This window comes from Pseudarthrobacter sp. B4EP4b (assembly GCF_006680095.1).
Classification (GTDB): domain Bacteria; phylum Actinomycetota; class Actinomycetes; order Actinomycetales; family Micrococcaceae; genus Arthrobacter.
Map to the genome: position 1 here is coordinate 34350 of NZ_VHIJ01000064.1, position 24552 is coordinate 58901.

General features: G+C 64.9%; 22 protein-coding genes. 8 read left to right on the top strand and 14 right to left on the bottom strand.

The genetic code is table 11. The annotated features are described in order from the left end of the window. Positions 1-28: 28 nt before the first annotated feature. The 5 genes from FNL14_RS20430 to FNL14_RS20450 form a co-directional block, all read right to left on the bottom strand. Positions 29-1807 (bottom strand): N-acetylglutaminylglutamine amidotransferase, encoded by a 1779-nt coding sequence (locus FNL14_RS20430; RefSeq protein ID WP_142063935.1) that lies wholly within the window; start codon positions 1805-1807, stop codon positions 29-31. Between the two features lie 24 nt (positions 1808-1831). Then, positions 1832-3310: an aminotransferase class I/II-fold pyridoxal phosphate-dependent enzyme gene (locus tag FNL14_RS23765; protein WP_142063938.1), complete on the bottom strand. Its 1479-nt coding sequence runs from the start codon at positions 3308-3310 to the stop codon at positions 1832-1834. Between the two features lie 20 nt (positions 3311-3330). Next, on the bottom strand, positions 3331-4464 hold the full coding sequence (locus FNL14_RS20440) for a glutamate--cysteine ligase (protein ID WP_142063941.1): 1134 nt from the start codon (positions 4462-4464) through the stop codon (positions 3331-3333). Positions 4465-4719: 255 nt separating this feature from the next. Further along, positions 4720-5538, bottom strand: a complete 819-nt coding sequence (locus FNL14_RS20445) for a gamma-glutamyl-gamma-aminobutyrate hydrolase family protein (RefSeq protein WP_142063944.1) — start codon at positions 5536-5538, stop codon at positions 4720-4722. A 108-nt stretch (positions 5539-5646) separates the two neighbouring features. Next, a complete protein-coding gene (locus FNL14_RS20450) occupies positions 5647-6447 on the bottom strand; it encodes a carbon-nitrogen hydrolase family protein (RefSeq protein WP_091416311.1) in 801 nt (266 codons plus the stop codon). 316 nt (positions 6448-6763) lie between these two features. Here FNL14_RS20450 and FNL14_RS20455 point away from each other — a divergent pair, with 316 nt between their 5' ends. Both FNL14_RS20455 and FNL14_RS20460 read left to right on the top strand, forming a co-directional pair. Continuing rightward, positions 6764-7237 (top strand): hypothetical protein, encoded by a 474-nt coding sequence (locus FNL14_RS20455; RefSeq protein WP_142063947.1) that lies wholly within the window; start codon positions 6764-6766, stop codon positions 7235-7237. A gap of 172 nt (positions 7238-7409) precedes the next feature. Beyond that, complete coding sequence (locus FNL14_RS20460; protein ID WP_255470943.1) at positions 7410-8753, top strand: hypothetical protein; 1344 nt, start codon at positions 7410-7412, stop codon at positions 8751-8753. Positions 8754-8776: 23 nt separating this feature from the next. Here FNL14_RS20460 and FNL14_RS20465 read toward each other — a convergent pair whose 3' ends face one another. The 3 genes from FNL14_RS20465 to FNL14_RS20475 form a co-directional block, all read right to left on the bottom strand. After that, positions 8777-9673 (bottom strand): LssY C-terminal domain-containing protein, encoded by an 897-nt coding sequence (locus FNL14_RS20465; protein ID WP_142063954.1) that lies wholly within the window; start codon positions 9671-9673, stop codon positions 8777-8779. A 68-nt stretch (positions 9674-9741) separates the two neighbouring features. Next, a complete protein-coding gene (locus tag FNL14_RS20470) occupies positions 9742-10443 on the bottom strand; it encodes a triacylglycerol lipase (protein ID WP_091416320.1) in 702 nt (233 codons plus the stop codon). A gap of 92 nt (positions 10444-10535) precedes the next feature. Beyond that, complete coding sequence (locus FNL14_RS20475) at positions 10536-11753, bottom strand: MFS transporter (RefSeq protein WP_142063957.1); 1218 nt, start codon at positions 11751-11753, stop codon at positions 10536-10538. Between the two features lie 134 nt (positions 11754-11887). On the opposite strand from FNL14_RS20475, the gene FNL14_RS20480 reads away from it, so the two are divergent. Both FNL14_RS20480 and FNL14_RS20485 read left to right on the top strand, forming a co-directional pair. Further along, positions 11888-12229 (top strand): hypothetical protein, encoded by a 342-nt coding sequence (locus tag FNL14_RS20480; RefSeq protein WP_091416326.1) that lies wholly within the window; start codon positions 11888-11890, stop codon positions 12227-12229. 257 nt (positions 12230-12486) lie between these two features. Beyond that, positions 12487-12813, top strand: a complete 327-nt coding sequence (locus tag FNL14_RS20485) for a hypothetical protein (RefSeq protein ID WP_142063960.1) — start codon at positions 12487-12489, stop codon at positions 12811-12813. Between the two features lie 149 nt (positions 12814-12962). Here FNL14_RS20485 and FNL14_RS20490 read toward each other — a convergent pair whose 3' ends face one another. The 6 genes from FNL14_RS20490 to FNL14_RS20515 all read right to left on the bottom strand — a co-directional run bounded on the left by FNL14_RS20490 (position 12963) and on the right by FNL14_RS20515 (position 19971). Next, the gene (locus FNL14_RS20490) at positions 12963-14738 is read right to left on the bottom strand and encodes an EAL domain-containing protein (RefSeq protein WP_142063963.1); all 1776 of its coding nucleotides are present in this window, start codon (positions 14736-14738) and stop codon (positions 12963-12965) included. Continuing rightward, a complete protein-coding gene (locus FNL14_RS20495) occupies positions 14735-15571 on the bottom strand; it encodes an alpha/beta fold hydrolase (protein ID WP_142063966.1) in 837 nt (278 codons plus the stop codon). Before FNL14_RS20495 ends, FNL14_RS20490 begins: the two co-directional genes overlap by 4 nt. Positions 15572-15683: 112 nt before the next feature. Continuing rightward, entirely contained in the window at positions 15684-17144 is a 1461-nt protein-coding gene (locus FNL14_RS20500) for a TrkH family potassium uptake protein (protein ID WP_370455892.1), read from the bottom strand. After that, entirely contained in the window at positions 17141-19123 is a 1983-nt protein-coding gene (locus tag FNL14_RS20505) for an APC family permease (RefSeq protein ID WP_142063969.1), read from the bottom strand. Before FNL14_RS20505 ends, FNL14_RS20500 begins: the two co-directional genes overlap by 4 nt. Positions 19124-19285: 162 nt before the next feature. Then, positions 19286-19492, bottom strand: a complete 207-nt coding sequence (locus FNL14_RS20510) for a helix-turn-helix transcriptional regulator (protein ID WP_091416340.1) — start codon at positions 19490-19492, stop codon at positions 19286-19288. Further along, positions 19492-19971, bottom strand: a complete 480-nt coding sequence (locus FNL14_RS20515; RefSeq protein WP_142063972.1) for a DUF2975 domain-containing protein — start codon at positions 19969-19971, stop codon at positions 19492-19494. Before FNL14_RS20515 ends, FNL14_RS20510 begins: the two co-directional genes overlap by 1 nt. A 242-nt stretch (positions 19972-20213) precedes the next feature. On the opposite strand from FNL14_RS20515, the gene FNL14_RS20520 reads away from it, so the two are divergent. The 4 genes from FNL14_RS20520 to FNL14_RS20535 all read left to right on the top strand — a co-directional run bounded on the left by FNL14_RS20520 (position 20214) and on the right by FNL14_RS20535 (position 24512). Continuing rightward, positions 20214-21491, top strand: coding sequence for an ABC transporter substrate-binding protein (locus FNL14_RS20520; RefSeq protein WP_091416346.1), 1278 nt, complete (start codon positions 20214-20216; stop codon positions 21489-21491). Between the two features lie 67 nt (positions 21492-21558). Then, complete coding sequence (locus FNL14_RS20525; RefSeq protein WP_091416348.1) at positions 21559-22446, top strand: carbohydrate ABC transporter permease; 888 nt, start codon at positions 21559-21561, stop codon at positions 22444-22446. After that, positions 22446-23399 (top strand): carbohydrate ABC transporter permease, encoded by a 954-nt coding sequence (locus FNL14_RS20530; protein WP_142063975.1) that lies wholly within the window; start codon positions 22446-22448, stop codon positions 23397-23399. Before FNL14_RS20525 ends, FNL14_RS20530 begins: the two co-directional genes overlap by 1 nt. A 69-nt stretch (positions 23400-23468) precedes the next feature. Next, positions 23469-24512, top strand: coding sequence for a LacI family DNA-binding transcriptional regulator (locus tag FNL14_RS20535; protein ID WP_142063978.1), 1044 nt, complete (start codon positions 23469-23471; stop codon positions 24510-24512). The last annotated feature ends 40 nt before the right edge of the window (positions 24513-24552 follow it).

The window sequence follows — 24552 nt, forward strand, 5'->3', positions numbered from 1 at the left end:
AGGTGTGTGTGCCTTCCAGGGTCAACGATCAGCCCACCCCGTGGTGCTGGAGCCACATTTCCAGCAGTGCCAGTTGCCAGAGCACGTTGCTGTTCACCGGGGTCCGCTGCATGTTGGGGTTGGCCAGGAGGCCGTCGATGTACGCGGGCTGGAAGAGCCCGCGCTGCTTGGCCTCGGGCGCGTGCAGCGCTTCGCGGACCATGCTGATGAAGGGTTCTTCCAGGTGCCGGAGGGCCGGGACGGGGAAGTAGCCCTTGGGCCGGTCCACCACAGCCGCCGGGAGCAGCTGCCGGCCCAGGTCCTTCAGGATTCCTTTCCCGCCTTGGGAGGCCTTGAATTCGGGCGGGCAGGCGGCGGCGAGTTCCACCAGTTCGTGGTCCAGGAACGGGACACGGGCTTCGATGCCCCAGGCCATGCTCATGTTGTCCAGCCGCTTAACCGGGTCATCCACCATCAGCAGGTGCGTGTCCAGCCGCAGCACTGCATCCAAGGCAGTCTCCGCCCCGGGAGCGCGCAGGTTGTCGGCCAGGACCTCGCGGCTTACATCCGTACCGCAGTACCACTCGGGCTCCAGGATGTTCAGGAGCTCCTCATGGCTGTGGTCCACAAAGCTTGCTGAAAAAGCCGATAAAGCCCCCGACCGGCCCGCAGAAGCAAGCGGTTGGTGGTACCCGTACCCGCCGAATACCTCGTCGGCGCCCTGGCCGCACTGCACCACCTTCACGTGCTCCGTCACCGTCCGGCACAGCAGGTGGAAGGCCGTCACGTCATGGCTGGCCATCGGCTCGGACATCGCCCCCACTGCCCCGGCAATGGACGGGGCGAACTCGGAGGTGCTCACGTGCAGCTGCTCATGCCGCGTGCCGAACTCCCGGGCCACCAGGTCCGAGTAGGCGAACTCATTCCCGGAATCGCCGCCCGCGCCGTCGAACCCGATGCTGAACGTCGAGAGGCCGTGCTGGCCCTCCTCCGCCAGCAACGCAACCAGGAGGCTCGAATCCAGTCCCCCGGAGAGCAGGACGCCTACCGGCACGTCCGCCACCATCCGCCGTCGTACTGCTGTTTTGAGCGACTCGCGGACCGCGTCCTGCCAGTCGGCAGCGGACCAGCCCGAGTGCTCCGCCTTCCGCGTGTAGGAAGGCTTCCAGTACTCGCGGTCGTGCCAGGTCCCGTCCGGGCGGATGGTGCGGATGGTGGCCGCGGGCAGCTTCTGGACGCCGTTCAGGATGGTCCGCGGGGCCGGAACGATCGAGTGCCAGCTCAGGTAATGGTGCAGGGCAGCCTCGTCGATGGACGTGTCGATCCCGCCGGAAGCCACCAGCGCAGGCAGGCTGGATGCGAAGCGCAGCCGGCCGTGCAGGTGGGAAACGTACACCGGCTTGATACCCAGCCGGTCCCGGACCAGCAGGACTTCCTGCCGCCGGGGGTCATACAGCGCGATGGCGAACATCCCCACCAGGTGGTGGACGAAGTCGTCGCCCCACTTCCGGTAGGCCTTCAGGATCACCTCGGTGTCGCTGGTGGACCGGAAGGTGAATTCGGGTTCGAGTTCGCGGCGCAGCTCCTTGTAGTTGTAGATGCAGCCGTTGAAGGTGATGGCCAGGCCGCCGTCGTCCACCATGGGCTGGGCGCCCGCCGTGGAAAGGTCGATGATGCTGAGCCGCTGATGCCCCAGTGCAACCCAGCCCGCCTCCCAGGTTCCCCGTCCGTCCGGTCCCCTCGACGTCATTGCCCCCATGATGTCCAGAACTGCCTCCTGCGAGGCCCGTCTACCGTTGAAGGCGATTTCGCCGGCTATACCGCACATGCTGCTGTCCTCGTTCCTTGCGATCTACTGCGATCGGTGTGGTTCTTCACGGACCACCCTGATGGTCTTGAGCGTTGGATCGGCGGGATCAGGCAGGACCATCCCTGCCTCCACCCCGCTCCTGAGATAGTCGATGGCGGCTTCGTTGATCCGCTCGCCGGGCAGCAGGAGCGGCACACCCGGCGGGTACGGGGTGGCCATTTCAGCGGCAATACGCCCCGGCGCTTCCTCGCACGGAATGACTTCCACCGGCCCGAAGAACGCATCCCGGGGCAGCATCACCGTTTCCAGGAAGAGGTCCTCCTCGCTGGGGATGACGACGGCGGGCGGCCGGGGCAGGTCCGGGGCGGCTTCGGTGAGTGCGCGGAGCCCGCCCAGGAGACGGTCCGCAGTTTCCTGGTCATCTGACACCGAGATCACGGCCTCGGTCCGGCGGTGGTCTGTTGTGCCCATGTCGATGCGGCAGTTTTCGCGCAACCAGTCGGTGGCCTGGAACCCGCTGATGCCGAGGCTGGAAACGTCGATCAGGATGTGCTGGATGTCCAAATCGTGGGAGGCCTCGGCGTGGACGAGTTCATCTTCAAGGACGTGCAGGCCGGGGACCGCCTCAATGTCCCGGCGGAGTCCCCTGGTGAGCTCCAGGGCCTTGTCGATCATGGCTTTGCCCTCCTGCACCATCTGCCGGCGCCAGCCGTCCATCGCCGCGTACAGCAGCGTGTTGGCGCTGGTGGTGGAGAGGACGTCGGCGCACTGGTTGAGGCGGACGGGGTCCACCAGGTTGCCCTGGAGGTGGAAAATGGAGCCCTGCTCGAACCCGAGTCCCATCTTGTGCACGCTGACTACGCAGATATCAGCGCCGGCGGACATGGCCCAGGTGGGTGTGTCCGGGTGGAAGGGCAGCTGGGCGCCCCAGGCCTCGTCGACAATCAGCGGTTTGCCCCGCTTGTGGCAGATCTCGGCGATGGCCTTGAGGTCCGCGCACGTGCCGTAGGGGGTGGGGCTGACGATCAATGCGGCGGATGCGTCCGGGTACCGTTGCCACATCTCCTCAACAGTTTCCGGTGACGGCGGGTGGCTCAGCTTGAGCTCGTTGTCCCAGCGCGGCTTGATCCACCGGGGCTGCAGCCCGGACAGGACAAGCCCGGAGACCACTGATTTGTGGGCGTCGCGGCTGATGAGGAGCTCCCCTTCGCCGCGTGTGACGGCCAGGATGGCGGCCTTGATGGACAGGGAGCTGCCGCAGGTGGTGAAGAAGGCCTTGTCCGCTCCCACGGCTTCGGCAAGGAGCTGCTCTGCTTTGGACAGGTAGCCGTTGGAGGACTGCCGGTCGTCCAGGCCTGAGGAGGCAACGACGTCGGACTTGAAGCTTTGTTCGCCCAGCACTTCCAGCACCCGCGGCTCGACGCCGCGGCCCTGGCGGTGGGCAGGCGGTGTGAAGCCGTACCTGTCCAGTTTCTGGTGTTCGGCCAGTGCATCAAGCACCGGTGTTTCGTTCTGGTCCATGTGTCCTCCCGGATGGTTGTCTAGGAACTCTGGTCGGTGGCCAGCAGCGGCAATCCCCTTAGCGTCTGAAGCGGTGTGGCCGGCAGGCTGGTGATGTGGACGGCGTCGGCGATGACATCGCACAGGCTGCCCGCCTCCGCGAACGCGGCACGCTGGCGTGCAGCGCCTGTACCCCTGGTCAGCACCTGGAACAGCAGGGACTCCACAACATCGAACTCGTCCTGGCTCTTCAACGCTGCCTGCACGTGGTCCAGCAGCGCCATGGCCACCTCGAACGCGGGCCGGGGCCGGCCGGTGAGAGGGTCCAGCAAGTCGCCGTCGAGCCCGAAGCGGCCCGCCTGCCAGGAGGCAAGCCGCAATTGTGTGGCGGAGACAGGGGCGGGAGGCACGCCCTCCCGCCATTGCCTGGCTGCAGTCTCCACCAGGCCCCGGACCAGCCCGGCCAGGAGGACGGCGTCGTCGGCAAAAAGGCACACATCCCCCACCCGTACTTCAACGGTGGGATGCCGGTGGCTGAGCCGGGCATCAAAGTAGATTTGCCCCCTGTCCAGCAGGACTCCGGAACCCAGGATCTCGTCGACCTGGCGGTGGTAGGCCTCGGCTGATCCGAAAATCTCGCAGGGCCCCGCGGTGGGCCACCGGTTCCACGCCTGGGAGCGGTAGCTTGCATACCCCGAGTCCGTGGCGTTCCAGAAAGGGGAATTGGCGGTGATGGCCATGAGCACCGGGAGCCAGATCCGGATCCGGTCCAGGACTGCGACGCCTTCCTCGTCCGACTCGATTTCCACATGCACATGGCAGCCGCAGGTCAGCTGCTCCACCGCCGTCAGGCCGAACCGCTCGATCATCCGCTCGTACCGCAGGCCGGGGCTCGTTGTGGTTTTGACATGTAGGGGTGACGTTGCCAGGGCCACTGACCGTGCCCCCGCTGCGCGGGCGGTTGAATCGGCGCTCAGCCGCCGCACTGTGATGTCCCGGGCGAGCTCGTCCAGGCTGATCCTCGGCAGCGTGCAGGTTTCGATCTGCTCCTGCTTCATCTCCCGGCTCAGCCCGTCGTCATTGTTAAGGCGTTCCAGGAGGTCACCGAGCGGCACGGCGTGGCCGTCCCCGGTATCAACGATGAGGAACTCTTCCTCCACACCTACCCGGCGCATCACAGCTGCCCCTTAGGACCGTCAGCTCCCCTGCGAGAGGCTGGTCGATGGGCAGGAGGAAAAACGATAAGGAAATCAGCCATCATTCGCTCCTGGATCAAACCCATGAAGCTTTGGCTTAACTTCAGTGTCTAAAACATACTAAGCATGCTTATTTATCCCGGGCAAGCTGCAACGCAGGAAACCGCCCCGAAAGGCGCACTTTGACGTGCTGCTTCGGGGCGGTTCCGCTGCTCTTGGAAGGAAGCTTCCGGGTCAGGCCAGCGTGGGTGCGGCCATGTTCGCATTGATCTCGGCGGAGACGGACGACGGCGGCGTGGCCGGCACCAGCCGGGACAGGAACTTTCCGCGGGCTGCTTCGACAAACCCGCGGAACAGGTTGAAGTCCTCCGGCAACTCCTCCGGGTGCCACTGGATGCCCAGGGCGAACGTGCTGGCAGGGCGTTCGATGGCTTCCACTACCTGGTCCTCGCTCCATGCGGCGGCGGTGAGGCCCTCGCCCAGTTTGTCCACGGCCTGGTGGTGGGAGACCGGCACGGGCCCGGGGTTGGTTCCGATCAGCTGCTCCAGGTGGGAACCGGGTTTGATCTGCACCGGGATGCGGTTGAAGGTGTAGCCGCCGGGCTGGTAGTTGCCGCTGCCGATGACATCGGGCAGGTGCTGGTGGAGGCTGCCGCCGAGCGTCACGTTCAGCAGCTGCTCGCCGCGGCAGATGCACAGCAGTGGAACGTCCTGCCGGATGGCTTCCTGGATGAGGGCCTGCTCCCAGGCGTCCCGCTCGGGATGGGGCGCATCGGTTGCGGGGTGGGCTTCCTGGCCGTACAGGGCCGGGTTGACGTCCCAGCCGCCGGGTACCACCAGGCCGTCGAGCCTGCTGACCAGCAGTTCCACCATGCCTGCCATCACGGGCTGCGGCGGCAGGAGGATGGGCATGCCGCCAGCGGCGATGATCGGTTTCAGGTACGTCTCGGGAAGGAAAGCTGCCCTGACCGTGCCGCAACCATCAGTACCCGCCTGCTCAAGGTAGGTGGTGAGTCCGATGACAGGTTTCATCGCGGCGTCGGTGGTGTGCACTGAGGTCCCTCCCGGAAGATTTAGTGACTCCAATTTTATGGCCCATGCAGGTCCGGAATGTTTCGCCAGTGTCAATTCCAAGTGTCAAGACGATCACACTTTTGCGGCTCATTCCTCGTCTGCCGGGACCACCCGGAAACGGCGGTTCCGCAGGGAGGGCACGCGGGTCCGGACGGCCGCGATCCGTTCGGGTTCAAGCTCCGCAAAGACCAAGCCTGGCGCCTCGCCGGCATTGGCGATCACCACCCCGAAGGGATCCACCACCATGGAATAGGCAGTGGCCAGGGGCCCGCACTGGTTTGCCGCCACCACATACGAGGTGTTTTCGATGGCACGGGCGCGCAGCAGGGTATAAAAGTGGTCTTCTTTGCCCGGCCCGGCGATCCACATGGCAGGCAGCAGCAGGACGTTGGCTCCGGCGTCCACCAGGTAGCGGGCGCTCTCGGGAAACCGCAGGTCGTAGCAGGTGAGCATGCCCAGGCGCAGCTGGCCGTAGGAGAGCAGGGCGGGCACCCCGATGGATCCCTGGCTGGTGCCGTCACTTTCCCGGTAGCCGAAGGCGTCGTATAGATGGATTTTGCGGTACGTGCCCTGGATGGCGCCGGCGGCGTCGAGTGCCACCAGGGTGTTGAACGGCAGGCCGTCGGGATTGGCCTCGGTGGTGCCCACGACGACGGGCAGCCGCAGGTTCTTGGCGAGCGCAGCGATACCGCTGATAAAAGGGCCGTCCAGGGGCTCCGCCACAACGGCCAGGACAGTGGCTGGTTCCGCGCTGGCGTAGAGGCTGGACTCCGGAAGCACCAGGAGATCCGCGTTTCCCAGGGCGGCAGCTTCCATCAGCTGCGCGATCTGCTGCAGGTTGTTCCTGGGTACCCGGCCGGCACTGAACTGCCCTGAGGCGATCCTCATGTCCGTCCTCCTGCCACCGGGAAAGGGCCCCCTCAACACAGACTGGCACACGCGGGTCTGCGGGAACAGTCCCTTCCTGTTTCCCCAGCCCAACCAGGTAGCGCGAAGTGCCGTTTTGACGCTCCATAACGGCACTTAGCGGTACCTGGTTGGGAAGGATGCCGTTGACCTGCGGAAACGTCGATGAACTATTGACAGAACCTTGAGTGATTACCCGTGTGTAATTTGAGGCAGCTCCGCGAAGCTATTCCTATCGGAGCCGCTAAGGCTCACAAGGTCTCAGCGGAACACCGCACAAAATTTTTAGGGGCACATCATGGGCAAGGTTGCAGGACGTAAAAAGCGCATCATCGGTACCACAGTTGCACTGGTAGCCATCGGCGGCGGAGCCGCCTTTGCCTACTGGAGCGCTACCGGCACGCACGACACCACCACCGCCGCCGGCACCGCCACCAACTTCACCATTTCCAGCACGATTACGGGGAACCCGCTCTCCCCCAACGGCCCCACCAAGACGGCCACCTTCACGGTGACCAACCCGGGCACCGGCGTCCAGAAACTCAGCAACGTTGTTGTGACGGTCGCCGGCACGGACGGTGCGGCCTGGACCGCTGTAACCGGATGCTCGGCAGCTGACTTCGTAGTCGGCACGCCGGCCTTCACTCCCACCGAGATCGCGGCCAATGGCGCCGTGACCGGCACCGTTACCCTTCAGATGGTCGACCGCCCCGGCATCAACCAGGACGGCTGCAAGGGTGCCGCGGTGCCCCTGCACTTCTCGGCCAGCTGAAGAGGGCAGGGATTAACCTTCCTGGAACAGTCCATCAGCTTCATAGCCCGATGGTGATGAAGCCCGCCTAACTGCTACAAGCTCGACTTTTTGGAAGGTTCCCGTGCCCACAGTCGCCAGCTCCCCCGAAGCCACCCCCCGGCTTCGGCGGGAGCTGGTTTTGTTTTTTCCGATGGTTCGTTCAGCGGCCTTGGCCGTTATCGTTCTCATCGCTGCGACCCTCGTGGGCGCCGTTCCGGCATCCGCCTATTGGCGCGCCGGCGGAACGGGGAGTACGACGGCGTCAGTCGCCACGCTGCTGCCGCCCACCAACGTGTCGGTGCCGGCCACCAGCAACTCCAGCGTTGCCGTCAGCTGGACTGCTTCCACCGGTGCGATCGTCCCCACGGGCTACTACGTCACGCGGCTTACCGGCACCACGGCCATTGCTGCGTGCGGTTCGAGCCCTTCGGCACCTATCGCTGCCACCTCCTGCACGGACACCTCTGTACCGGAGGGGACCCACCGATACCTGGTCACGGCGGTTTACCGCTCATGGACTGCCGCCAGCACCGCGAGCGGAAGCGTAACCGTCAGCAGTGTGAGCGTTCTGGCGTTCACGTCGCAGCCGGCTGCGACCGTCACAGCCGGCACGGCCACCATCTCTGTCAGCGTGCAGGCCCAGACCCTGCTGGGCCTTCCCGTGGCAGGCGTTCCGGTGACCATCGGCTGCGCCAACAATGCCGGCGGCGGAACACTGTCCGGCACGGTGACAGCCATAACCAACCTGTCCGGCACCGCCACCTTCACCGGCATGTCCATTAACAAGTCTGGAAGCGGCTACACCCTTGCCGCTTCCAGCACCGGATATTCCGGAGCGGTCAGCAGCAGTTTCGAGGTCACCCCAGCGGCCGCGAACAAGCTGGTCCTCATCCCCGGAAGCACTCTTACCGGCCCTGCATCCTCCGCGGCACTACTGGGTCCGGTAACCCTGCAGCGCCAGGACGCCTACGGGAACCCGGTGACGGCGGGGACCACCACCGTCTCCATGACCACCTCCGCAGCGACGGGATTCTTCGCGGCAACGGCCAACGGGGCAAAGGTCACTGCAGTGACCATCCCGGCCGGGTCCTCGTCCGCATCGTACTTTTACGGCGATACCAAAGTTGGCACGGCAACCATCACGGCAACGGCGCCGGGCCTGACCGCTCCTGCTGCAGTCACCGCGACCATCACAGCAGCCCCGGCCGGCAAGCTGAAGTTTGATGCCGTTCCCGCCATAGTCTTGAAAAACACGGCGATAACACCCACCGTGACGGTCCGCTTCCTGGATGCCTTTGGCAATCCGGCTGATGGTTCGGCCCAGGTCACGCTCACGTCCACCTGTACCGTCAAGGGCACCCTCACCGTATCCGCTTCTGCGGGAGCTGCGTCCTTCCCGGACCTCCAGATTGCCGGAAAAGCCACGGCCTGCACGCTGAGCGCAAGCAGCGGCTCCCTGGCCGGGGACACCAGCAACTCGTTCAACGCGGAGTAAGCACCATCCGGTGGTTCCGCCGCCTATGGGGATTTACGCAGCCGCTCCGGCGGGTGCAGGTCGATAATCGGCAGGTGCCCGTCGGTGCGGATGGCGTCACCGCCGCCGTTGCGGTGGTGGTAGCCGCTGGAGTAGTTGAGGATGATGTGGATAGACTCCACGGCGTTGGCCGAGCGGAGCGTCTCGATGATGAAGTCCCGTTCCTCATCCGTGCGGTCGGCGATCTTGTGGGTGATCTGGAAGGTGAACAGTGACAGCCCCACGCTCCGGTCGTAGGTGCCGGCGCCCACCCAGTCCACGGCGAGTCCGCCCGGGAGCCGCCATCCGGGCGGGCATTTCCAGAACCGGACGTGGTGCCTCTTCCGCGGGTTTCCCTCGATTTCGCGCTGGAAGGCGAGGTCCTGCTTGTTGCCGAATACGTAGAGCGAACTGACCGGTGCGGCCGGATAGCTGCGCCCGAGGACCGTGGATGTGAGTGTGCGCCAGGCGGTGCCGGGTGTGATCGGATCAGCCTCCACCCAGCCTGCTGTCATCATGGCCTGGCGCAATTCCTCCCTGGGACCCACCACGGCGAGGTTCACGGGGTCGCCCAGGACGCCGTCGCCCGTCCTGGTCCGCCCGATGAAGTAGTCCGGAATGTACAGGCTGCTGAGGATCTTGTGCACGCGCGGCAACAGGGCGTAGGCCAGGATCAGCCAGACCGGCAGGAACACCCACGCCTGTTCCGGGCCGCGCGACAGGCGGGCGAGCAGGAAATAGTAGACCGCCCAGCCCACGGCGATGGTCACCACCAGGTACAGAAGCCGCTGCAGGACGGCCAGGACGGTGGCCCATCTGCTTTGCCGGCGGACCACGGGGCTGCTGGAACGTGAGTGGTCCGGCTCATCTGGAACAGCCCGCTGGGAGCCAGTGGACGTCACGACGCTTCTCCTTTCGGTCGCTCACCAACAGCCTAAAAGGTCCGGTGGGAAAGCCGGACGCCCGCGGACTAGGCCGGAAGGTTCAGCTGCTCCACGATGATCCGGGCCGTCTCCGGCTCGCCCAGAATCCGGAAGTGCCCGGCGGCGGGCAGCTCGATGTTGGTGGCGCCCGGCAGGACACTGCCCTCGGGGATGTGCGGGTCGAAGGGGCCGTAGATGGAGGTGATCCGGCTGTTTATGGTCTCCTCCCGTGCCAGCTGAAGCGTCAAGGCGTTGCGCGGGGAGAAGATCCGCAGGCTGGGCAGCAGCATGTAGCGGGCATAGCGGGAGCCGGAAAACGGCGTGCAGACGGCAATCATCCGCTCAATCCGGTGCTCGGGGTCCAGGTTCAGCATGGCGTACTTTCCGATCAGCCCGCCCTTGCTGTGCGCCACTATGGCAACATCACGCAGGCCCGCTTCCTCCAGGTGCTGGGCCACCATGCGTGCGGCGGCGGGAACATCCAGCTTGTTCCGCTGCAGCACCGTCACCACGTGGACCGGGTGGCCGGCATCATGGATGGACCGGATGAGCGGCATCATGAACTGCCAGTTTTCGTACACGCCCGGAATAATCAGCACGGGACTGAGGTGGCCTTTATGGAAGGAACCCGGCTGCACCCGGGACACCGCGCCCTGGACCTGGCAGATGGCGGCATAGACGTAGTCCTGCAGCCACCACACGGCCTTCTGCAGGCCACTGCCACGGACGGGCATCCCCGTTTCACTCATCTGTCGAGGATAGCGCCCGTACCCCGTTGCCCTATCACTTTTGGTCCCCAACCGGGCGGTTTGGGCACCAAAAGTGATGGCGCAACTGGGGGTCAGTAGTTCCGGCGGTGCTTCAGGCGGGGAATCACGACGGCGAACACGGCCGCCGCCGCGAAGCCCAGGATGCCGGTGGCTGAGATCCCCGCGCCCAGGGAGGCGAGGGCCGTCACCCCGGAGAGGAGCACCGGGCCGCCCGTGGACCCGGCGTCCGCCATGAACCGCCACAGCCCCAGGAACTGCCCGCGCCCGCGGTCCGGCGAGAAATCAGCCCCCAACGTCATCACCAGTCCGGAGCTGATCCCGTTCCCGAACCCGATCAGCAGCGCCGCGAGCAGCAGCCCGGTAAAGGACCCGGTCAGCGGAATCAGCAGCAGGGCCAGCCCCATCAGCAGCGTGGACGGAACGGCCACAAACTGCCGGCCCTTCCGGTCCATCAGCTTCCCGGCCGGATAAAACACCAGCATGTCGATGGCTCCGGACAGACCGTAGATCAGCGATGCGGAACTGGCATCCATGCCCAGGTGGTCCGCCCACAGCGGGATCACCACCTGGCGTGAGGAGCGCAGCGCACTCAGCAGCAGGATGCCCGCACCCACGCTCAGGAACACCTTCGCGTGGGACACAGCGACGTTACGGAGGGTGGGCTCCGGACCCTTGTGCCCGCCGTCGGACGTTCCAGCCGGCTCCAGGTCGGGGATGGTGAGGGACAGCAAGGCAGCCGCAGCCATCGCCACCACCCCTACCCAGTACGCACCGCCGATGCCCGAGAACTGCATCACCGCGGCGCCCAGGAACGGCCCGATGAACACACCGATCCGGTTCACTCCGCCCAGTGTGGACAACGCCCGCGCCCGGAACTCCACTGGCACGGCCTCGGTGAGGTACTTCTGCCGTGCAAGCCCGAACACGGCGCCGGACATCCCGACGACGGCCATCGCCACCGCAAGCAGCCACAGTCCGTTGGGGATCAGCGAGGACAGCCCCGCGGCGGCCAGGGCCAGGCCGGCAGCCACTGCGGCGCCCACAATGGCCCAGCGTTCGCCGAACTTCAGCGTCACCAAGGAGGCGGGCAGGTTGAAGAACCACGAGCCCAGTCCGATCAGCGTGACGATCAGCGCCGCGAGGGCCACCGAAGCGCCAAGCCCGCGGGCGGTCAGCGCCACCACCGGAAGGATGGCGCCCTGCCCGATCCCAAAAAGCAGCGTGGGGCCGAAAGCGGCCACGGCGATACCGCGCAAGGTAAATGGCTGTGGGTCATCCGGGGAAGTCATCAGATTTATCCTAGGGCGGGCTGCAGCAGGGGCCAGAAAGACGCCGGTTTGGGGGTCACAAAACCCTTGCAAAGGACTAGCGTTTGCCTTATGGGTGCTGATCCGCGCCCACAACCAAAGGGGAGGTTCATTTCATGGGTGAAGTGTGGATCCGTACGCTCGGCAACGGGTTGGTCCGGGCAGACTATGTCACCGAAATTTCATCCACCCGCGGGTCCCTTCATGAGGACCAGGGTTTTTCGCTGAAGGTCATCGTGGACGGCAAAGGCCATGTCCTGATTGATGACAGCGACCTGCAGGGCGGCCTGGCCGAGCGGCTCGAATACGCCCGGCACGTTGAAGACGCCCTGCTGCTCGCCATGGACGAAGCGCGGGAAATCGACGCCGCGGTGGTGATTTCCTACGAGCCGGAGCGCGAGCGCTGGTCATCGGCCCCGGTGTCAGTAATAACGGGAAGGCTTCCGGAGGTGGTCTGACCTTCTGCTTGGCAGCATCTGGCGGAGAAGTACGACGTCGGCCGGCGGCACGGGTGCCGCCGGCTGCTGTTCAGGAAAAGGCGAGCGTGCTTGTTTTTGCGGCCGCTGGCGTCACAACATCAGCATCCACATTCGGTGTAATAAATACGTAACTGTTGCGTGGATCACATTCACCCCCTACTCTGATTGAGGCTTAAGAAACAGGCCAATGCAAGAAGCTGCAGCGTCGCAGCCAATGCCGGGGAAGGCTTTACATTTTGAACTCCAAGCTCAACATCGTTGTCCGTGTAGATCTCGACCACGCGAAAGCACTGGTGATTGCAAAGGGGCACATCACCGTGCACAGCGTGAATGCGCTTTATGTTGTGGCCAAGCGCGCCAATTCCATCAAACAGGGTTTGTACCTGGAGTTGGATGTCTCCCATGCCGTGGTGGATGACGAGGCACTGGAGCAGCTGCAGGCGTGCTCCCAGACCCATCACCTGCCGGCACTTATTGATCCGTACCAGAAGCCGTGCGATATCAGTGTCCTGGCACCGCGACGGCAACATACCACCCCGCGGCCGGAACTGCTCGCCGCATAAGGCTTATGGCCAAGGCACCCGCAGCGCCCCCTGATCGGGCCAGTGGTGCCGGCCGCACACTTTGTTCTCTCCTTAGACTTTCCACCGACTGGAAGTGCAGCCGTATCCGAAAAGACGGGTAGCCGCACTCCCAGTCCGGTGGAAACCTTTTATGCGATGGCGGGTTCGCCGTCACCGTGGGCGTCCAGCCACTCCTTCAGGGCCGGGGCAGGCAGCGGGCGGGCAAAGTGGTAGCCCTGCGCAAGGTCGCAGCCCATCGCCCTCAGCGTCTGCACCTGCCCTGACGTCTCCACGCCTTCGGCAACGGCCCGGATGCCCACCGCATGGGCCAGGTCAATGCAGCTGCCCACGATCGCCGAGTCTCCGGAGTCCGAACCAAGCCCGTTGATAAAGGACCTGTCGATCTTCAGCTCGTCGATGGGGAACTTCTTCAGGTACGTCAGGCTTGAGTAGCCCGTACCAAAATCGTCCACGGCGAGGTTGACACCGAGATTCCTGAGGGCTGTCAGCGACTCAAGTGCCGCGTCAGGGTCCGCCATCAGGGCCGTTTCGGTGATTTCCAGCAGCAGGTGTGACGGATCAATGTCCCGTAGCTGCAGTGCGCCTTCCACCATCGTCACCAGCTCCGGGTCGCTGAGCTGCCGGGCGGAGAGGTTGACGGCGAACTCAAGGCCCGCGCCGCGGCGGCCTTCCCGGCGCCAGCTGTCCGCCTGCCGGAGGGTTTCGCCCAGGACCCAGGCTCCCAGCGGGCGCACCAGCCCGGATTCTTCAGCCATGGTGATGAATTCCGACGGCGGCAACAGTCCGCGGGTTGGGTGTTGCCACCGGACCAGCGCCTCCACTCCAATGGTCCGCCCGGTGCGCAGGTCCACGCGCGGCTGGTAATGGACGCGGAGCGCACCCTCGTTGATTCCCCGGCGGAGTTCGCCCAGCGCGCGGAGCCGGTCCACGGTGGGATCAGACGCCGCGGGTTCATGCAGTTCCCAGCGGCTGCGCCCCAGTTCCTTGGCCCGGTACATCGCGATATCCGCTCGGCGAACCAGCTCTTCAAGGCCTTCCTCCTCCCCCTGGGCGGCAGCTACTCCAATGCTGGCGGAGGTGACTATTTCCAGGTCCTCGATCTGGATCGGCGTCTTGAGGATCTCCAGCAGTTCCGCCGCGAGGGCAGTGGCTTCCCCGGGGCCGGTGAAGGGGCCCACCACCACGAACTCGTCCCCGGAAAGCCGGGCCACAGCACTTGCATCCGGAGCTGCTTTTGCCAGGCGCTCCGCAACGGAGACCAGCAGCTCATCCCCCGCCGAATGGCCCAGGCTGTCATTAACGGCCTTGAAGTGGTCGAGGTCGATGAACAGGACGGCCAGCCGGCCGCTGCCCTTGGCGCCAGTTCCTGGAACCGCGTCCAGCTTGGCCTTTAGTCCCGCCCGGTTGGGTAGGCCGGTCAGCGCGTCATGCAGGGCGAGCCGCTGCAGTTCCTTTTCAGCCTCCGCCCGGCGGGCTTCGGATTCCTCGGCAGCCCGCACTGCCGATACCAGTTCCTTTTCATACATCCGTCGTTCGTGGGCGCTGAAAACGATCACGCGGACGATGGCGGGCTGCCCTCCGGAGCCCGGAGACCGTGACGCCGAGAGCAACGCAGCCCGGCGGCCGCCATCGGCGTGGATGATTTCAACAGCTATTTCGGACACAGAGCCGTTGATGCCAAGTTGCGGGATGCAGTGCGTGGAATAGAGGATCTGGTCCCCCACGGGCATCAGGGACTGCAACGTGGATCCGACCAGACTGTGGCGGGTGTAACCCGACCAGCGCACGAAGGTGTCGTTGACCGCGGTGATGTGTCCGGCGTCGTCAGTGATCAGGTATCCGCAGGGCGCCTGGTGGAACAGCGCTTCAAAATCGGCCCGGTCCGGCTCGTCGGAACCTGTCACGTACTGGCCGATAGATAGTCCAGGATGGCCCGGGCGGTGTCTTCCGGTGCACTGACGTGCGGGCAGTGGCCGGTGGCCTGGAGCTGCACCAGCGTGCTTCGTTCCAGATGCTCGTGTACATAGGAACCCACCTCCGGCGGCGCAAGCAGGTCATCGGAGCATTGCAGGATCAGGCTGTCAGTCCCCACCTGCTCCAGCATGGGCCTGGTGTCCGAGAGGAAGGTGACCCGCGCGAAATGCCGGGCTATGGAAGGATTGGTCCGGCAGAAACTGCTCCGGAGTTCCTCCGAAAGCTCCGGCGCCTCCGGGTGGCCCATGGCCATCGGTGCCAGCGCCTCAGCCCAGGCGAAGTAGTTGCTGTCCAGCGAAGCAAGCAGGCCTTCAATGTCCTCCTGCGAGAACCCGCCCACGTAACCATCGGCTAAGTCATTGATGTAGCGCGGGGAAGGTGCCACCAGGACCAGCCGGGAGAACCGCTGCGGCTCCCGCGCGGCAGCGATCACCGCAACCATCGCGCTGACGCTGTGCGCCACCAGGATGACGTCTTCCAGCTCCAGGGCATCGCAGATTTCCAGGAGGTCCGCCGCGTAACCGTCCAGCGACGCGTACTTTTCGCGGTCGTAGGCGTCCACGTCCGAGCGGCCCGCGCCCACGTTGTCAAAGAGCACCAGCCGATAGGTGTCGCTGAAGTAGGGCAGGAGCCGGCGCCACATGTCCTGGTCGCAGCCGTAGCCGTGGGCAAACAGCATCACCGGCCCGTCCGCCTGCCCGGATATGGTGACGTTGTTCCGCCGGATAACGGGCGAAACTGCTGAAGTGACTGTTTCGACCATGCCGCACCGGCTTCCAGAGGTAATAAGTAGGGTTACTTCGTGTTGCCTCAGATACTAATCGCGGCAGGGCGGGGAATCCTAGGACTGGCTCCGGCTTGATGGAATCTTTCCCTCAGCCGATGATGGGGCGTTCCTCGGGGAGGCGGTACAGGCGCGGCCGTGCCGAGAGGGCCAGGGCGGACGCCAACGTCACGGTGCCGATGCGGCCCGTGAACATCAGCGCCATCAGCACCCATTCCGCGGACGGGGGAAGGTTGTAGGTGATACCAGTGCTCATTCCCACGGTGCCGAACGCCGAGATGGACTCGAACAGCACCTTCTCCAGGCTGTAGTCGGTGAAGATGAGCAGCAGCATGGTTCCGATCACCACGGCGGCGACCCCCAGCAGTGCCACGGACAAGGCCTGGCGCTGGGAAGAGGAACTAACGGACCGGTGGGCGATAGTCACCTGGTCACGGCCCCGGACCTCATTCCAGATGGCGAAGCCCAGCACCAAAAAGGTGGTGATCTTGATGCCGCCGGCGGTGCCGGCGCTGCCGCCGCCGATGAACATCAGGATGTTGGTGACCATCAGCGTTTCCGGGGCTGCGGCGCCGTAGTCGATGCTGTTGAAGCCGGCAGTACGGGGAAAGACGCTGCCGGCGAAGGAACCGAGGATCTTGCCGGTGAGGGAGAGCGGGCCGAGGGTTTCGTTCCGGTTCCACTCAAACGCCGCGAACAGCGCCATGCCGGCGATCAGGAGGAACAGCGTTCCATAGATGGTCAGGCGCAGGTGGACAGTCCAGTTCCGGGGTTTGGTCTCGCCGCGGGTGAGCTGGATGATCACCGGGAACCCCAGCCCGCCGGCAATGATGGCCAGGCAGATGGGGGTGATGATCCACGGGTCCTCGGCGAAGCCGATGAGGTTGTTGCTGTAGACCGAGAAGCCGGCGTTATTGAAGGCGGAGATGGCGTGGAAGATCCCGTGCCAGAGGGCAGTTCCGGGGTTCTGGTCGTAGGCGATCCAGAACCGCGCTGTGAGGATCGCGGCCGTTGCGGCCTCGAAGGTCAACATGATTTTCGCTACCCGCAGCAGCACTGCCCGGACGTCGCCAAGGTTCAGGGTGTGGGTTTCCGTCTGGGCCACGAGCTGGCCGCGCAGGCCGATGCTCTTGCGGACCAGCAGCGCCAGGAGGGTGGCCAGCGTCATGATGCCAAAGCCGCCCACCTGGATGAGCGCCAGGATGACCACGTGCCCGAACGGGGTCCAGAATGTTGCCGTATCCACGGTGACCAGGCCCGTGACGCACACGGCCGATACCGAGGTGAACAGGGAGTCCATAAACGCATCAGCGTCGGGATCGGTTCGTGAGGCCGGAAGCATCAGCAGTGCCGCGCCGATGAGGATGACCATCAGGAAGGCAACGGGAACAGCCCTGACCGGGTGGGTCATGATCCTGCGAACGACGTTTGCCTTCCGGCCCTCCCTTTCGTTTTTGGCGTCCCGCAGCATCTTTTGGACGGCGGCCACGCTGGCGGGGTCGGGACCCGGTTTGGCAGGTTCCGACGGCGGGAGGCTCCTTCGGAGGCTCATCCCACGTGGATGCCCGGCCGCCGGGCCGGGTCCGGTTCGTTCTCGCGGATGATTTCCCGGACCACAGGCGCAGTGTCGCCGCGGCCCAGGAGCAGGTAGCGCATGAGGTGGGCCAAGGGGTTCCCTTCAGACCATTCAAAGTAGGCGTGCGGCTTGACGCCCGTGCCGTCGCGCAGGGCCAGGAGGATGGCTGCGATGGCGTTGGGGGCGGCAGGGCTCTGGGCGCGCAGGACCCGGTGGCCGGCCACTTCAACCCCGTGGACCTGCAACGTGTCGCTGAACTCGGACGGATCCGTGATGTCGATTTCCAGGAATATGACATCGGCCGTCCCGGGCACGGGGTTGTTCTCCCGCTGCACTGCTTCCTTGTCCGCGTACTCAGCGGCGTCACGCCCCTGCGGCCGGTTGGCAATGAGGTTGATCCGGCCGTCGTAATCCAGGGTGTCGCTGATGAACCGGCGCGCATCGTCGTCGAACTCGATCCTGTCCACCCGCAGCTCGGTGGTGCGGCTGATGCGGGAGACAAGGGAGACGGCCACAATGCCCAGGATGAAGAACCCGGAGATGGCCAGGCCGTCCGGTTTTTCAATGACGTTGGCCGCCAGTGCGTAGAGCATCACCAGGGTGAGCAGGGTGAAGCCTACGGCGGCGGCCCGCTGTTTGCGGCGGATGGCGGAGATGGTGACGGCGATGGCGCCGGAGACCATCATGGCCAGGATGCCGGTGGCGTAGGCGCCGGCCTGGGCGTTCACGTCGGCATTGAAGCCGATGGTGATCAGGATGCTGATGGCGGTGTAGACGAGCACCACGGGACGGACGGCGCGGGACCAGTCCGGGGCCATGCCGTAGGAGGGCAGGTAGCGGGGGACGATGTTGATCAGGCCGGCCATCGCGGAGGCGCCGGCGAACCACAGGATGAGGATGCTGCTCACGTCATAGACGGACCCGAATCCGTTGCCGAGATGCTCGTGGGCCAGGTACGCCAGGGCGCGGCCGTTGGCCTGTCCCCCGGCCTGGAACTCCTCGGCCGGGATCAGGACGGTGGTGACGAAGCTGCTTCCCAGCAGGTAGACGCTCATGATGAGTGCCGCCGTCGTGAGCAGCCTGCGCGTGTTGCGCACCCGGCTGGCCAGCTTTTCCTCAGGGGTGGCGCCTTTGGAGGACACCAGGGGCATCATGCTGACGCCGGTCTCGAAGCCGGAGAGTCCCAGGACCAGCAGCGGGAAGGCCATCAGGGCCGGACCCACGATTCCGCCCGGTCCGCCGCCGGAGGAGGCCAGGGCGTCGGTCCACGTTCCAAGCGCGCCCGGAGTTGCGAGAACCTCGGTAATGCCGGCCCCGATGATGATCGCGTTCATCACCAGGAACACGGCCACCAATGGAATTGCGACGGCGACGGCTTCGGAAAAGCCCATCAGGAAAACGGCGCCGAGCACCAGGAGGAAGAAGACGGTAATGCCTACCGCCTGGCCTTCCAGGAAGGGCGGCAGGTACGGGTTCTCGAGCAGGTGCACGGTGGCGTCGGCCGCCGAGAGGGTGATGGTGATGATCCACGAGGTGGCAACGAAGCCCAGCAGGACCAGCACAAAAACTTTGCCGCGCCAGAAGGGCAGGAGCCGTTCGAGCATGGCCACCGATCCCTGCCCGTGCGGGCTTTCCCTGGCCACCCGCCGGTACATGGGAAGCATGCCCAGGAGCGTCAGGGCCACGATGAGCATGGTGGCCAGCGGCGAAAGGGCGCCGGCGGCGAGCGCTGCGATGCCCGGCAGGTAGGACAGGGTGGAGAAGTAGTCCACGCCGGTGAGGCACATGACCTTCCACCAGCTCTGCTGTGCGGCGTGGGCTTCATCGGCCTCGGGGCCGACGGGCTGGCTGACCCGGTGTTCCAGCAGCCACTTGGCTAATGCGCTCCGCGGTTCGGTTTCAAGCTCCGGGTTGGGAACGATGGCGGGAAGGGAAGACCGGGCGGAAGCCGTCAAGGACGTGTCTTTCTTTGGTGCCCGTTACGGGCGCAAGTTCCCCGGTTCCAGGCGCGACGCTGTGCTGATAACTAACGGAGCCTAGCACCGGGCCTCGCGCCTCCCGCCCGGAATTCCGGGGATCTTAACGCTTTCTTAACGCCTGCCGTAGCCGGACGTCCGTCAGTCCTCCACGAACTCCAGCAGGTCGCCCGGTTGGCAGTTCAGGACGCGGCACATGGCCTCCAGCGTGCTGAAGCGGACGGCCTTCGCGCGTCCGTTTTTGAGCACCGCCACGTTGGCGGGCGTCAGGCCCACGCGCTCGGCGAACTCCCCCACGCTCATCTTCTGCCGGGCCAGTTCGACGTCGATGCGCACCACGATGGGCATCAGATCACCGCTTCCATATCCGAGCGGAGGTCCGCGGCCTGCCGGAGCAGGGCGCGGAGCACCACCACCACCAGCCCGACGGCGGCCCCGGCCGCCAGCATCAGGATCAGCAGGAGCGGCACGCCCGGGTCATCGGCATTGAGGACCACAATGGCGGAGAACACCGCCAGCATGGTCCAGGCCGCCGCGATGGCCCACATAATTGCATCCACCCAGACAAAAGCCCGCGAACTGAAGATCTGGTCGCGCTTGACCATGGTGAGCAGCTTCCAGGTGCTGACGATCACCACCTGGACGCACGCCACCTCAAGGATGGCGAAGATCGTGAGCGGCCACTGCAGGTAGGCCCGCTCCGGGTTTTCCGCTGCCATGTGGGCGAACTGGCCCGGCAGGGACATCACTTGGAACAGGGCCAGGAGGAGGAAAGCCCCCACAAGGACGATCCGGAGGGCAATGACTGCCAGGTGATTGATCTTCATGCATCGAGTTTCGGCTACTACCTATCGAAAGTCAATCGAACAGGTTGACCACCGCTTGCGAGGGGGATGAATCTCTGATCATTCTGCCCGTTTTTGAAAAAACGATTTGTCCGAGACGAAGGTGACTCTTGACACGTCCCCGAAACGCGTCTTATGGTGTTGCCAAGTCGTTTTAGCAAAACGATTTTTCACCCCAAGCATTGTCTCGCCATTTCCGTTCGAGAGAAAGTGAGTCGACAGCGATGTCCACTCGAAAGACCATCAACAGGTTCGTCACCATCGGCGGCGTCTGCACCGCCGTGGCACTGGCAGCCACCGGGTGCGGCGCGGGGGGCCCGTCCACCACGGGTAGCGCCGGCACCAGCACCGTCAACGTCCTGGTGGAGGCAGGCGGCCACGCCGAGCTGACCGGCGTCGCCGAACAGTGCAAAAAGGACGCCGGAGTCAACGTCAACTTCGTCGAGCTGCCCTACGACGGCATGTTCAACCGCCTCTCCAGCGAGTTCTCCTCCGGCAACGTTTCCTTCGACGTCGCAGCACTGGACTCGGTCTGGCTGCCCAGCTTCAAGGACGCCGTCCAGCCCATCGACGAGATTTTCACCGATGAAGCCAAGAAGGACATCTTCCCGGCCCTGGTCAAGGAAGCGAATGTGGACGGGCACTTCATCGGCCTGCCTGCCTGGACCAACGCCGAGATCATCCTGTACCGCAAGGACCTCTTCGAGGACGCCAAGAACAAGGCGGATTTCCAGGCCAAGTACGGCTATGAGCTCGCCGCCCCCACCACCTGGAAGCAGTACCAGGACATCGCCGAATTCTTCACCAAGGACGGTATGTACGGCACCGACGTCAAGGGCGGCGTGGAAACCGAATGGCTCGCCCACGTCCTGCAGGCAGGCTCCCCCATGGTCCTGGACGGGGACAAGGTGGTCATCGACAACGCCGCCCACAAGGAAGCCCTGGACTTCTACGTCAGCCTGGTCAAGTCCGCTCCGTCAGGCGCCGCCCAGGTGGACTGGGCTGCCGCGCAGAACCTGTTCAACCAGGGCAAGACCGCGATGACGCGCTTCTGGGCCCATGCCTACCGGCAGATCCCCAAGGATTCACCGGTGGCCGGCAAAGTGGGCACCGCTCCGATGATCGCCGGGTCCGCCGGCATTGGCGGAGTCCCGGGGCCCTGGTACCTCACTGTCCCCAAGGCCACCAAGAACACGGACGCCGCCAAGAAGTTCATCAAGTGCGCCTATGACAACAACAGCATGGGCATCGAGTCCAGCCTCGGCCTGGCGTCCCGCATCTCAGCCTTTGAGAAGTACCAGGACAAGGCAGGCTACGAGAGCTTTGGTCCGCTGATCGAAACCCTCAACGGCAAGGCCACGGCCACCCGCCCGGCCACCGAAAAGTGGCAGCAGATCGTGGACACAGTGCTGGTCCCCATGCTGCAGAAAGCCGTGGCCGGCGGTGACTCCGCCACCCTCCTCGCAGACGCCAAGAAGCAGATCGAGGACCTCGTCAAGTAAGACCCCCGCGGCCGGCACCTGGGTAGCCGGTGCCGGCCGCGGCCCCCAACCAGCGGAAGAGAAAACCGTGCGCATCTCCGATCGCCGCTTCGCATTGTTCCTGATGACACCAGCGGCGCTGTTCCTGGCAGTGTTTGTCGCGTTCCCGCTGTTCCGCCTCGTTGCGGACAGCTTCTTCAAGATCTCACCGATTGCCGGCGGTCCCCGCGACTTCGTGGGCCTGGACAACTACTTCCGGGCTTTCGCCTCCGAAGCCTTCACCGGCGCGGGCTGGCGGACCCTGGGCTACACCGTCATCGTGGTCACCCTCGAATTCGCCCTCGGCCTGGGCATGGCCCTGCTGTTCACCACCCTTGGGCGCAGCTCCCAAATCTGGCGGACAGTGTTCATGTACCCGCTGATGATCGCCCCGATCGTGGCAGGGCTCCTCTGGAAGTTCCTGATGATCGATAACTTCGGCCTCATCGGAACCCTCCTGCACCAGGCCGGCATCCTGTCCAACCCCAACCAGATCGGCTGGCTCTCGGACCCGAACATCGTGCTCTACTCCGTGGCCATTCCGGATATCTGGCTGACCACGTCCTTTATGTGCCTGGTGCTCTTCGCCGGCCTGCAGAACATCCCGGGTGACCTGATCGAGGCGGCCCGCCTCGACGGTGCCCGCGCACCGGCCCTGCTGTTCCGCATCATCCTGCCCCTCCTGCGCCCGGTCATCGCCGTCGCGCTGGTGGTCCGCGGCATTGATGCGGCCCGGGCCTTCGACACCATCCTCATCCAGACCAACGGCGGCCCGCAGTCCGCCTCCGAAACCATGAGCCTGCTGATCTACCGGACCATGATCCGCTTCGGCGATCCCGGACTGGCCAGTGCCATGGGCACCCTCTACCTGCTGGCCATGCTCGCCGTCGCGTTTGTTGCGGTGTCCACCATCTGGCGGCCAGGAAAGGACAGCTGATGCGCGTCGCCGAGCGAATTAAGAACGACGCCGGGAAGTCACCTGCAGCAATTGCGGGACCTTCCGTGCCAACCACCGGAAGCGGCAGCGGACGCAAGCGCCGGGGCGTCAACCGTGAAGGCCTGGAAGCAGGCCGCCGGAGCACCAGGACCCTGCTCTGGGTGCTTCTGGCAGCAGCCATGGTGCTCTACGGGTTCCCGTTCCTGTACCTGCTCTTCACATCCTTCAAGACCCCCATCGATACCATCGCGGTGCCGCCCACCATCCTGCCGAAGGAATGGACGCTGGAGAACTACGCCAACGCCTTGGGCCGCAGCGGTGTGCTGGCTTCCTTCATCAACAGCATCCAGACGGCCATCATCAGCACCCTGCTGTCATTGGTGCTGGCGGTACCCGCGGCGTACGGCATCACCAGGTACCAGACCCTCAGCGGCCGGATCTTCATCATGGCCGCACTGGTTACCCGCATGGTGCCGCCGGTGGCCATCGGCATACCGCTGGCCTCGATGATGGCGTCCATGGGCCTGGCCGATACACCCATCGCACTGTCCATCGCCCACACCACCATCTCGCTGCCGCTCTCCATCTGGCTGATGTCCAGCTTCTTCGAAGCGGTGCCCAAGGACCTGGAGGAAGCGGCCACTGTGGACGGTTGCAGCAGGCTCGGAGCCCTGTGGCGGGTGGTGATCCCGGTGGTGTCCGGCGGCATCGCCGTTACCGCGATCTTTGCCTTCCTGGCCTCCTGGAACGAGTTCCTGTTCGCACTGCTGATGACGGCGATCCGTTCCCAGACAACGCCGGTGGTGATTGCGAACTTCCAGACCCAGTTCGGCCTGGACTGGGGGTCCATGACAGCCCTGGCCGCTGTGTACTCCATCCCGGTCATCCTCCTGACCCTGCTTTTGCAGCGGAAGATCGTCGCAGGCATGACGCTCGGCGCGGTCAAGGGCTAGACCACCAATAACCAGTAGCCTACTGATGACGCCCAGGGGCATCACCGACCATAAGGACGTGGGAGACAGATGAGCAACAAGAACATCGGGATCAAGGACGTGGCCACCGCCGCCGGCGTGTCCGTGACAACTGTCTCCCACGTGCTCAATGAGGTGTCCTATGCCCGGATCAGCCCTGAAACCAGGGACAAGGTGCGGTCCGCCGCGGAACAGCTGGGGTACGGCCCAAACCGCCTGGCCCAGGCTCTCCGCACCCAGAGGACAGGCATGCTGGGCCTGGTGAGCGAAGATATTGCCACCACGCCCCACGCCGGCCGGATCATCCTGGGCGCCGAGGAGGCTGCCAAAGCGCGCGGGTACAACCTCATGATTATCAACACCTCCGGCTCAGCCAGCCTCGAATCCCGGCGGGACGATGTTCAGGCCCTCCTGGAACGCCGGGTTGACGGCATCCTCTACGCCACCATGTACCACCGCATCGTGGAGCTGCCGGCCAATCTCGGCAGCGTCCCCTCCGTCCTGGTGGACTCGGTGGCCGCCGGCGGAAACATCACCGCCGTCATCCCGGATGAGGAAGGCGGTGCCCGCACCGCGGTGGAAGCATTGCTCGGGTCCGGGCACCGGCGGATCGGCTTCCTTAACAACACCGACGATGTCCCCGCGACCCGCCAGCGGCTCCATGCCTTCCGGACCACGCTGAAGGAAGCAGGGCTCGACGGCGAAGCGGCACCCGTGGAGTCGGAGGTGTCCGAGGTGCACGGCGGCTATGCGGCGGCCCGCCGGATGCTGTCCCGGGATGACCGGCCTACCGCATTGTTCTGCTACAACGACCGGATGGCCATGGGCGCCTACCGCGCGGCTGCGGAACTGGGTCTCTCCATCCCCGCCGATCTCTCGGTAGTGGGCTTTGATGACCAGGAACTGATCGCCGCCAACCTCCACCCCGGCCTCACTACCGTGGCCCTTCCGCACTACGAGATGGGTGCCTGGGCCACCGAGCACCTGATTGACGCCGTTGAAGGCAAGACCGATCTTTCCCTCATGGCACTTCACCCGACTATTCTCAGCTGCCCGCTGGTGAGCCGCGATTCCATCGCGGCTCCCCGGCAATAGGCAGCCAGCCCCTTCCCTTTACCACTTCCCACTTCCCACT